The sequence below is a fragment of the Pseudodesulfovibrio piezophilus C1TLV30 genome (assembly GCF_000341895.1).
GTDB classification, from domain to species: Bacteria; Desulfobacterota; Desulfovibrionia; order Desulfovibrionales; family Desulfovibrionaceae; genus Pseudodesulfovibrio; species Pseudodesulfovibrio piezophilus.
In genome coordinates, this window is record NC_020409.1 from 1,524,780 (window position 1) to 1,536,176 (window position 11,397).

General features: G+C 52.1%; 6 protein-coding genes. 4 read left to right on the plus strand and 2 right to left on the minus strand.

Annotation, left to right across the window (positions count from 1 at the left end):
- Positions 1 to 3: 3 nt before the first annotated feature.
- Genes BN4_RS07345 through BN4_RS07355 form a run of 3 tightly spaced genes read left to right on the plus strand, consistent with a single transcriptional unit; the run spans position 4 to position 4,643 of the window.
- Positions 4 to 948 carry a type II secretion system F family protein gene (locus BN4_RS07345; RefSeq protein ID WP_015414743.1) on the plus strand — a complete coding sequence of 315 codons (945 nt, stop codon included), beginning with the start codon at positions 4 to 6 and terminating at the stop codon, positions 946 to 948.
- 26 nt (positions 949 to 974) lie between these two features.
- On the plus strand, positions 975 to 2,315 hold the full coding sequence (locus BN4_RS07350) for an SPOR domain-containing protein (RefSeq protein WP_015414744.1): 1,341 nt from the start codon (positions 975 to 977) through the stop codon (positions 2,313 to 2,315).
- A 12-nt stretch (positions 2,316 to 2,327) separates the two neighbouring features.
- Positions 2,328 to 4,643 carry a hybrid sensor histidine kinase/response regulator gene (locus tag BN4_RS07355; RefSeq protein ID WP_322785973.1) on the plus strand — a complete coding sequence of 772 codons (2,316 nt, stop codon included), beginning with the start codon at positions 2,328 to 2,330 and terminating at the stop codon, positions 4,641 to 4,643.
- Between the two features lie 62 nt (positions 4,644 to 4,705).
- Here the strand turns inward: BN4_RS07355 and BN4_RS07360 are convergent, their stop codons facing one another.
- Positions 4,706 to 6,343, minus strand: a complete 1,638-nt coding sequence (locus BN4_RS07360) for a PAS domain-containing sensor histidine kinase (RefSeq protein WP_015414746.1) — start codon at positions 6,341 to 6,343, stop codon at positions 4,706 to 4,708.
- Complete coding sequence (locus BN4_RS07365) at positions 6,340 to 7,467, minus strand: FIST signal transduction protein (protein WP_015414747.1); 1,128 nt, start codon at positions 7,465 to 7,467, stop codon at positions 6,340 to 6,342. The genes BN4_RS07360 and BN4_RS07365 overlap by 4 nt, the downstream gene beginning before the upstream one ends.
- A gap of 234 nt (positions 7,468 to 7,701) precedes the next feature.
- Between BN4_RS07365 and BN4_RS07370 the strand changes: the two genes are divergently transcribed.
- Positions 7,702 to 11,355 (plus strand): DUF748 domain-containing protein, encoded by a 3,654-nt coding sequence (locus BN4_RS07370; protein WP_015414748.1) that lies wholly within the window; start codon positions 7,702 to 7,704, stop codon positions 11,353 to 11,355.
- Positions 11,356 to 11,397: the final 42 nt, after the last annotated feature.

Below are 11,397 nucleotides of genomic sequence, written 5' to 3' on the forward strand. Positions count from 1 at the left end.
AACATGACAAATCTCATCCCTTATTTCGCCGCTGCCGTTGGCTTTACCTCGGTCCTCCTGGCCGGGTACGGTATTGCGAGCTACTTCGGCAGTGCAAGCGATTCCGCCCGCCTGCGAGAACGCGTATCCGGAGTTCCGGCCGCCACCACGTCATCCGCCGCCTTCAGTGACCTGTGGTCGAAATTCAGCTCCCTTTTCGAACGAATGGGTGCCAGGATCAGTCCCAAAGAATCCGAAGAGACCGGCAAGACTCGTATCGCCCTGATCCAGGCAGGATTACGGGCACACGGTATGGCCACCCGATTTCAGGGAGCCAAAGCGGTCATGGCTTTTGTTCTCGGTGGAGGATTCCTGGCCTTCCGATTCCTCTTCTCCCCGGATATGGATTTAACCTACACGAGCTTCGGGACCCTCGGATTTGCAGCGGCAGGTATCTATGGTCCGGAATTCTGGTTGAAGAAACGCATTGCGAACCGCCAACTGGCCGTTGCAAATGAACTTCCTGATGCCCTCGACCTTCTGGTGGTTTGCGTGGAATCGGGTATGGGCCTTGACCAAGCCATTGAACGCGTCCAACGGGAACTCAGGAATTCAGGTCCGATCATCAGTCTCGAACTCAAGATTCTAACCCTTGAATTACGAGCCGGTAAAGGCCGGGCAGATGCCCTTCGTTCCCTCTCCGAAAGAGTGGGGCAGGAGGATCTGAGCAGCCTGACCTCATTACTCGTACAAGCTGATATTTTCGGTATCAGCGTCGGCCGCACCTTGCGTGTCTATTCCGATGCCATGCGGACCAAACGCTCTCAACGGGCGGAGGAAAAGGCGGCAAAGCTCCCGGTCCTGCTCCTTTTACCCCTGATCACTTTTATTCTTCCCGCGCTGTTCATCGCTATCATGGGGCCTGCCGTGATTGTGCTCATAGATGTTTTTTCGCAGCTCAACGGCTGACGCGACTGGAACAAGGAGACAAAGACATGAGAAAGTCAATCCACATCATTCTTGCCATTATAGCCCTGATAACCCTCACCGGCTGTGCGGGGAAGGCGAAAAGTGATCCTTCATTCAAGGAGTTTGCGTATGGAAAGAAAAAACAGGTCAATCTGACTGCCGAACAACATGAGAAGATAGCCGACGGCCTGATACGCCGCAAAAACTATGAGATGGCTTTCGTGCATTACAATACCGCCTTGGCCATCAGCCCCGACAATCTCGATATCAGGGTCAAGAAGGGAAATCTTCTTGTTCTCAAAGGATTGGACGAACAAGCCTTGAGTGAATTCATGAAGGTTCTTGGAAAAGACCCGGATCATGCCATCGCCAATGCCAGTGCCGGTGCAGTGTATTTCCGTGCTGGATTATACAAGGAAGCCAGAGTCCATCTTGAAAAGGCTATCCGCCTCAACCCGCTGCTCTGGAAAGCGCATAATTATCTTGGCATCCTTGATGACCGGGACGGGAACTATGGCAGTGCCGTAGAAAATTTCACAGCGGCCCTCGATCTCAACCACACCGGAAGTTCCACTGAAATCTACAACAATCTTGGTGTCGTACACATAGCACAGGACCAATACGAGCAAGCTGTGAACGCGTTCAGATCGGCCCTGAAGAACGGCGATGTCTCTTCCCGCACATACAACAATCTCGGCTTGGCTCTGGCTCGGATGAATCGACTGGATGAAGCATTGGAATCATTCAAGTACGCAGGGGGAGAATCCAGAGCGAACAACAATCTCGGCTATGTCCTTCTTGCTGACAACCACCCGGACAAAGCTATTCCCTATTTCAAACGGGCCATAGAACTCTCGCCCAATTTCTACGTCAAAGCTGCCGAGAATCTGAAACGCGCCCGTATGGCCACTCGGTTCAGGCTCGTTGCCAAGACCACTTCACAAAGCGGTTCCACCCCGAACCCTCTGCTCCCTGAGTCATTCCCCGACTCGGAGCAGAACACCGGCGGGCTTGCGGCATCTCCCGCAGTCGCAAGTCCGCCGCCATCCTCCATTCAGACTGTCTCGAGGATACCGGAGGACGGGGATACTATAGAGAAGAAGAGCTATGGGCTCCATGTCAGCTCATGGCGAGATCACGAGTGGGCGTTCAACCACTGCGCCGAACTGAAAAAGCAAGGGTTCATCCCCTGGATCAACCAGGTGGACCTCGGCCCCAAGGGGCTCTGGTATCGGGTCCTCGTCGGCGATTACGACTCAATCGAGTCGGCGCAGGCCGCCCGGTCTGACGTCCTGACCGCCCTCAAACTCGACAGAGCCACAGTATACGAACGCATCATCCCTTCACAGAAGGACACCCATCTCTAAAAAAGGGACTCCTTGAAATCAGAAGAATGCGTACTGTCCCTTGAAATTCCGGCCGGGCACCCCTCCGCTGCCCGGCCGGGACCGTCACAAGCCTTGTGTGACCTTCCCTTTTCACCCGGAATTCAATATGTTTGGGCGACCAACTGGGCCACGAACCGAAACTCGGCCCATCAGGAGGAACACCCTTTGGCCGAAGAGACCCGCCGTTTTCGCGTTCTCGCCGTGGATCACGACGAGGAAATGCTGACCCGATACCGGGATGTCCTTTGTTTCGAGGGTGAAGAGCCTGCGGAGCTGGAGGCTCTCTTCAATGATGACCTGCAACTTCCTTCACAGGAAGAAATCAGGGCGGAAGCGAACAACCCGATCTTCGAGGTTATTCCATGTCTCTCACCCGAGCAGGCCCTCTCCACCATGGCAAACTCCCTGGCGAAGAAAAACCCCTTTGCCATAGCCCTGGTGGAAGTTCATCTCGGCGGCAGGCCCACCATGGCCGGAATTGATCTGGCTGAAAAGATTCGCGCCCTGGATCACCATATCGAAATCGTGCTTCTCTCTTCCGAAGCCAGTGTACCGCTCAAGGAAATAAATAAACGGGTGTGTCCGCCCGAAAAGCTGCTCTATGTCCAAAAGCCTTTTCGCTCGGCCGAACTCAAACAGATAGCCGCATCGCTCTGCTCCAAACGGGACTTGGAAAATCGTCTCTATGAACTCAATGAGACGCTGACCTCCAAAGTCGAAGCCCGAACAGCCGAACTGAACGCCGTCAACCGTCGCCTCAGGCTCGACATTGCCAAACGCGCCTCTGTTCTTCGCGAACTCCAGGCCAGTGAGCGTCGATACCGCATGCTTTTCGAAAAGGACATTACCGGCAATTTTGCCGCAGACGGTGACGGACTCATCCTTGATTGCAATGGAGCCTTTACCACTCTCTTCAACTTTGATTCCCCACAGGATGCGCATGGGCAAGACATTTTCACGCTGTGGGATATCATGGGAGCGTCCGAGCCACTGCATGAAATCATCGCAGGGCACCATCGCGTGACAAACCACGAAATCGTGCTCAGGCGCGGGGGCATCAACCAACACCTGCTGGCCAACTTCGATACCGTTTTCAGCGAAGAAGGAAAGCTCGAAGAGCTTCGCGGATACATCTTCGACATGTCCGAACCGAAACGGCTTGAGGAACAGCTCCGGCAATCGCAAAAGATGGAAGCTCTGGGGACCCTGGCAGGGGGTATTGCCCATGATTTCAACAACATCCTCGGCGTCATTCTGGGCTATGCCGAGATCATCGAGAGTTCGGCCGAACCGGAATCCGGGCTTGAGCGCCGGGTCAGGGAGATTGCTCGAGCCGGAAAACGTGCCCGCGATCTCGTGAACCAGATTCTCAATTTTTCACGACAGGGACCACAGGAACGCCACCCCATGACCCTGACCCCCCTGATCAAGGAAGCCCTCAAGCTCCTGCGCTCAAGCATGCCGACCAACGTGGAAATCATCTCTCGCATGGAAACGGACCAGGACAGCGTCCTGGCCGACCCCACCCAAATGCATCAGATCATGCTCAACCTGTGCGCCAACGCATCCTATGCCATGAAGGCCAGGGGAGGCACGCTCACCGTAACGCTCACCGATGCTTCCCATGGTGATGAAATTTTCCCTTCAGAAGGATTGGGAAGTCCTGAGCGATTCGTACGTCTCTCGGTTTCAGACACGGGAAACGGCATCCCGACCGATGTTGTCGAACGAATTTTCGATCCATTTTTCACGACAAAAAAACAAGGCGAGGGGACTGGTATGGGGTTGGCCATGGTCCATGGTATCGTGAAAAGGCATGACGGCTATCTTGAACTTGAAAATCATCTGGGACAGGGAGCGACTTTCCATGTCTTCCTGCCCAAAACAGCCATGGACGAACGCCCCGTCGCCGAAGCGACCAGCGAACTGGTCTTCCGTGAAGGCAGGATACTTTTCGTGGACGATGAAAAGCCACTTACCGATATCGGGAGGGAAATGCTCGTCGCCTGTGGCTTTGAAGTGGTCACCCGCACCTCATCCATTGAGGCGCTCGAAGCTTTCAGGCACCGGGCCGGAGAGTACGATCTGGTCATAACGGACCAGACCATGCCCAACATGAACGGCATGGAGTTGGCACGGGAGATATTGAAAATCCGTCCTGATATGCCGATTATTCTCTGTACTGGATTTTCCGATGCTGTCTCATATGACCGTCTCCGAGACATAGGTATTGGCGACTTCATCATGAAGCCCATACTCAAACATGATCTCATCGCCAGCATCAGCCGCCAACTGATTGGGCATTGAGCACACACTCCCACCCCATACAGCGGGAACTCCACGCCAAGAGCTGCGGGCAATGAAAGGAATCAGTCCGGCAGAGAGGATATCGGTAGACTAAACGCAAAAACACTCCCCTCACCCACAACAGACTCAACCCAGATTCTCCCGTTGTGATGTTCCACTATTTCTTTACATATGGGCAATCCCAATCCAGTTCCCTTGGGCTTATCTGTCAAGGTATTCCCCAGTTGGCGGAATTTATCAAAGATCAAAACGACTTCATCCGGCGGAACGCCGACACCGGTATCCGCGACTTCGACAACAAGGGTCTCATCTTCCACCCGAGCACCAAGTTTGACGATTCCCGCTTCAGTGAATTTGGCGGCATTGGATAACAGATTGATGACAACCTGAATCATTCGATCCCTGTCACCCAGCACAGGCGGGAGGTCGGCCTCAATAGTACATTCCAGCTCGACACCGCTTTCCTGAAAAAGGACCTCAGTGGCAGCAATGGAATGTTCCAGTATCGCATTCATCGATATTTGAACCATATTCCATTCGAAGCCGCCCGCTTCAAGCTTGGCAAGGTCCAATACATTGTTGATCAGTTCCGTCAGGCGCTCCCCTTCGGAAATAACCACCTGGGTATTCGTATCAATCCGTTTCAGATGCGACGCAATCTCATCAGAACACCCAGTAGCATGTTCGAAGATGTCGAGAATTCTCTTCCGCGTAATCTTGGAAAATCCCAGAATAGACGTTAAGGGTGTCCTGAGTTCATGAGAAACCATTGAAATAATACTCGACTTAAGCTGGCTGAGGCGTTCGGCTTCCAATTTGGCCTCCCGCAAGGCTGCAAGCGCCTGCCGTCTCGATGTAATATCTTCGGCCATGCCCTCTATGGAGGAAGGCACACCAAGCTCATCACGAACCAATCGGGAAGACAGGGAAAGCCAGCCAGTGGAACCATCCTTCCGGCGATATTCGATTTCAAAGGCCGAGACCTGGCCCCGAGCCGCAAGCCTGCCGAGAAATCGATCCCGATCCCCCTGGTGTACATACAGCTCATTTCCGAGGTCCGTATAGCCCTCCACAGCCTCACGGGGAGAAGAAAACCCGAGAAGACGGGCAAAAGCGGGATTGACCTCCAGCAGCACCCCGTCCATGGAAGATTGATACAACCCTTCCACGGCATTATTGAAAATGGAGCGGTATTTTTCCTCGGCAGCTTCCCGCACCAGAATCTCTCGCTGCAAACGCTGATTGGCAGTGCAGGCCAGACAAGCTCCGGCGAGTTTTCTGTTTATGGGAGCTAAAGCCTTGAGTTCGGGGAGGGAAAATCCCGGATCGCTTTTCACCAGCAGGAGCAAACCGTATCCGGGTAACTCCATGAGATAATGCCTGAGTCCATCCCGGCATTCCTGCATTGGCAAAGAGAGCAAGAAATCGGACTTCGCTCCCGTCGAAAGCCCGCAAGGAATACTTTCGAGGCTTTCCCTGACCACGCTCTTTCGCTTCAGTCGCTTGGGAATGGAAAAGACCGATTCAAAGGAAGTGGTTTCATCACCTCCTTCTCGATTTTCGAGCACGATTCCCGCCAGACAATTGAGCTTCCTGAGATACGTTGACAACGCTTCCCTCAGCATAACCTCTAAATCCAGGCTATTGCCGATACCCATGGCTATTTCGTAAAAGATACGTTCGCGAAGAAACGAGCTCACGCATCCTCCAGAAAGCCGACCACCGCGGTTTTATTGTAAAATTCGAGGTAATCCTTCCCGCTGTTGGCTATCTCACCAAGGCTGCATGCACCGGCAAACAGCGTCTCCTCGGGAACCATCGCAACAAGTTCATCTTCAAAGGCATCGTCCAAAAACAGCATGCGGGAAGCACAGTCCATAATCAGCCCCAGGCCGGGCCTAACCGATTCCGGCAGGTCTCGTCTGGCCTTGGTCAGAGCCAACCCTGCGGCCTCTATGAGAGTCTTTGGCTGTCCGTGCAATATGTCCACATAGTCTCCCACCGGAACTTCACCCACGCAGATGAGGTTTCTGTCTCCGTCGAGAGTGATGGGGTCGCGGACAACCCGTTCCGTCCCCATCTTGGCGATACCGAAAGGATAGGATTGGGCGATATCAAAAAACGGGCGCGAAATGAATTTTGTCCCGGAATGAGCTTCCACAACCTCTCTATACACCTCGAAAGCAGGCCGCCAATCCAATGTCTCAATGACATTGCCTCTGGATTCCGTCACCTTGTACGGCCCACTCACAGTAGTCCACCCATGACTAACACCAATCCCGCTCCGTGCGGTCAATGCTGCGACCACGGCTCCATCCTGCTTGAGCCCTTCATTGGTGATGATGCAGGGCTTTTGTTGAAGGGAAAGCGATCCTGCTCCACCGCCGATATAGTTGATTTCGAGGCCGAAAACAGCATAGAGCGCATCAATGAACGCGCCAATTCGACTGGAAAGGCCATCCACCAGAATCATCAAGGTCTGCAACTGGTCGTCATCCTGAACCATCTCGTCGAGAACCTCTTCGAAATCCATATCGCTGCGACTCATGCCAGGGATAAAATCCACTCGGGCTTCCTCTTCCATGGAGATGACCACACTTCCTTTCGACAAAGGAACCCTGCCATGAAAAACCAAAGGGAACACCCCCCCGAAGACAGACACCGGAAGCCTGAGAAGGAAGTCATCAATCGATTCCTTCGTATACCCGTTGTCATCGCATGCCATGATCATCAAACACTTTGCCTTTCCATCGGCAAGCGCCTTATCAACCACTGCTTCAAGGCTTTTGACCGTCCCTTCGGTCTCTGAATAAACACGCATCATACCCTGCCTTCGGAAAGAGTCTTGAAGAGTGGGCCGATCCCCTCCGCCTTTCGCAGAATTCACTATCAGACCCCCCAGGGGAAAGCCATGATAAAACAGGCCGAAAACCATTGACAACGCACAAATTCATCTCCAAAAAACAGACAACAAAACCTGCCGGAACAGTGGCAAAAAAGGCCATTTTTTGCTACCGTTGACGGGAGCTTTAAAAAACCTTCTCAAACAGAGAGCCTCATGCTGACTTTTCTTGACAAAATCCCTTATGCCACTCCCCGGAGCCGCCGCGTCTGCTTTTGGCTCATCGTCATTTTTCTTTGCTACGTCCTGGCTGGATTCTTCGTCCTCCCCCCAATCATCGAATCTGCGATTCAAGAGCAAGGCAGCATTCAGCTTCACCGGAATACTTCCGTCGAAAAAGTGACTTTCAATCCCCTGACCCTTCGATTGGAAATACAGAACCTTGAAATCAAAAAAAGTGAAGATGAGGGGCACCTGCTTTCACTGGGATTCATGTCTCTGCGGCCCAGTCTCGCTTCATTGTGGCGATTCGCCCCAATCATTGCGGACCTCTCGCTCCGCAATATGACCGTGGATGTTACGTTCTTCGGCGATGGGAAGTACTCCATATCGGACCTGATTCCTCCAGCTCAACCCACTCCCCCGACCACGCCAGAGACAAAATCAGATAACGAGATGGTCCCCTTCGCGCTTCATGGTTTTGAAATGGACAACGCCACCATCATCTTTGACGACAAACCCCATAACAAACGTCATGTCATCTCCCAACTGACCATGATGATCCCTTTTACATCGAGCTTTCTCGATGACCGGAAACAATTCATGCAGCCGAAATTCACTGCGGTGGTCAATGGTGACCCTTTTGAATTGAAAGGAAAAATCCTGCCCTTTGATAATTCCCTGCGTACGGAATTCCAACTCGGAGCTATGGATATCGACCTTGGTCAGTATTGGGGATATCTTCCTTTCGAGACTCCTCTGAAGCTCGCAACGGGACGTTTTACATCAGATATTTCTCTCTTCTTTGACCGACCGGATACGAAGCAGATACATCTTTTCCTTGGCGGCGGCGGTTCTATCGACGACTTTTCCCTGACAGCTCCCGGGGAAGGAACTGTCCTTTCTTTCAAGAAAATCTCTTTTGATATGGAGAATTTTTCACTGGGGAGTCACGAGCTGAGTATGACCGATCTGACTGTTGATCACCCATACTGCAAGATCATAAAGAACAAGGACAACTCCCTCAATTGGCAGCAGTATGCCCTTGCGGAGCAAAAAACAGAACCGACTTCCAGTAAAAATGACAAGGACGACTCCCGGCTGCTTCTGGACCTGCACTCCCTCGCGGTGAAAACAGGGGTCGTGGATTGGGTGGATCGGTCCCTGCCTGAAGAATTCAAACGAAGCTTCAATGAAATAACGCTCACTGGAAGGGACATCTCCACTCGCAAGGACACACCCGGCACATTTTCCCTTTCCGTCGGGAACACGGAGCGCATCGTGGCGGACGGCTCTCTCACTCTTGACCCCATTGAGGCTCAGTCAAATCTCCACCTGAACGGTCTAGATATTCCCACCCTCAATCCATATATTGGACGGGAATTCCCCATTATCGCGGACTCCGGCTCCCTGACTGCCCAGGCCTCCTTCCGGCTCAAGGTTTCAGAGACTCCTCTTGAGCTCGACGTGGGTAACGGCACCTTGACCTTCTCCGACTTCGCACTCCGTATACCTGAAAACCCCACCCCAAGCCTGGATTTCAAGACCCTAACCTTTGCAGGAACAACACTCTCCCTGGCAAGCCAGGCTCTGACCATCGCTGACATTTCCCTGGTCAAACCAACCATCAGGATTGAACGGGACAAATCAGGAACCCTTGATCTCATTGATATATTTAATAAAAAAATGGAACCCTCCCAAACCGGCAAGGACTCGAAAGCAACCACCGAGAAAGAAGTCGAATGGAAAGCAGACATCACCGCATTCCATATGCAAGAGGGAAAAATTCTTTTCAAGGACCAAACTCTCAGCCGCACGACCACCATGGATTTGAATGCCATCAAAGCTGACATCAACGGAATGTCAACCTATTCCCCAAAGCCTGTGACCTATGAAATCGCATCCGGATGGGGAAAGAATGGACATATCACCGCTCTGGGCCGAGTGGCATTGAACTCTCTGAAAGGGAAAGGCACACTGCGGGTCAAAAATGCCAACCTGGATGCTTTGGACCCGATCCTCGGAGAATACACGGAATTACTCTTTGCCGGTGGGACCGCCTATGCCGATCTTCAGTATTCCCATAATGGACAGGGCACTCTGCATTTTTCCGTACAGGGGAATGCGGGAGTCAAAAAAGTCAGCCTCAAGGACAAAACAGGGCATGGAGAACTAACCGGAATCGAATCTTTGGACTTCGCAGATATCAATTTCACCAACGAACCATATCGCCTGACCATTGCATCCATCGGACTGAATGGACCACGAGCGAGCGTGGAGTTCAACGAAAAAGGACAACTGAATATTCGACGAGCTTTTCATATACCGGAACCGTCTTCTGAAACAGAGGCTGAGACAGCCCCTACCAAAGAAGCTGAAAAGGATACCGGAACATCGGTGTCCCCTCGTGCTGACGCCGAGAATGGGACACCAACCTCCCCCAAAACTTTTCTCGAGACGTTGAAGATAGGAAAAGTCACCATGCAAAACGGAAAGATATCCTTGCGTGACGCCTCTGTTTCACCGACCTACACAACAGAAATAAACGACATCAAACTCAATCTCACAGAGATTACACAAGCCAGGGAAACACGTCCGCGCATGACACTCAGTGCGGCAGTTGGTCCTACACCGGTTGCTGTCACGGGAGTACTCAATCCGATCATCACTCCAATCTATTCGGACCTCAACATCTCCATGAAAGGCCTGGAACTGGTCCCCCTGTCTCCCTATACAGTCAGGAGTTTGGCCTATCCCATAGAAAAGGGACGCCTGTCTGCCGATGTCAAATTCAAGACTGAGAACTGGGTACTTTCGGCAGATAACACATTTTTCATCGAACAACTGATTCTGGGTGCCAAAGACAAACGACCGAATGCTCCCAGTGTCCCTGTCAAATTCGGTCTGGCCCTACTTCAGGACAGCAATGGAGACATGGAGCTGAATCTCCCCATTCGCGGCCGTCTGGATGACCCGGATTTCCGCATTGGCGGAATCGTTTTCCGTGCCATTACCTCCCTGTTTGTCAAGGCTTTGGCTTCACCCTTCTCACTTATCGGATCTATCTTCGGTGGAGGGGGCGAAAATATGGATTTCGTCGTTTTCGAACCGGGTAAGCATTCCCTGGATGCAGCAGGCAAACGGAAACTGGAGGCGACCATCAAAGCCCTTAGTCAACGGTCGGCTCTCAAACTCGAAATCGACGGTGGTATTGACCCAATCGCCGATTCTCAAGGATTACAGGACGTCATATTCGACAACAAACTCAAACAACAGAAATATGACTCTCTCTCACGCAAGGAACGTGCGGCTACCACGGTCGAAGAGCTGACCATAGCCCCGGATGAATATGAAGAATTCCTCTTTGAAGCATACAAGGAAGAGCCTGATCCTGATGATATAAGGCCAACAACCTTGTTCATGGTTGACATCCAACCCGTCCCGATCATGGAAAAATTCATCCAGGACCACATCATAATCACAAAAAATCTTCTGGATGAACTGGCCATGCAACGAGCTGCTGCCGTAAAGACTTATATCCTCACTCAAAACCCGTCTCTGGCCGAGCGAGTGTACCTTCTCGACAAGCATAGTGAAACAACAAAAAAAGCAGGAGTGCCCCAATACAGAGCCGATCTCGGCATACGATGAGCCGCACATATTTATAACTGCCTCCAGCTGAAATTTAAGACA

Bases quoted from the DNA above. Each gene is read 5' to 3' on its own strand.
- BN4_RS07345 (WP_015414743.1), top strand. From the start codon at position 4: ATGACAAATCTCATCCCTTATTTCGCCGCTGCCGTTGGCTTTACCTCG.
- BN4_RS07370 (WP_015414748.1), top strand. From the start codon at position 7,702: ATGCTGACTTTTCTTGACAAAATCCCTTATGCCACTCCCCGGAGCCGC.
- BN4_RS07350 (WP_015414744.1), top strand. From the start codon at position 975: ATGAGAAAGTCAATCCACATCATTCTTGCCATTATAGCCCTGATAACC.
- BN4_RS07365 (WP_015414747.1), bottom strand. From the start codon at position 7,467: ATGATGCGTGTTTATTCAGAGACCGAAGGGACGGTCAAAAGCCTTGAA.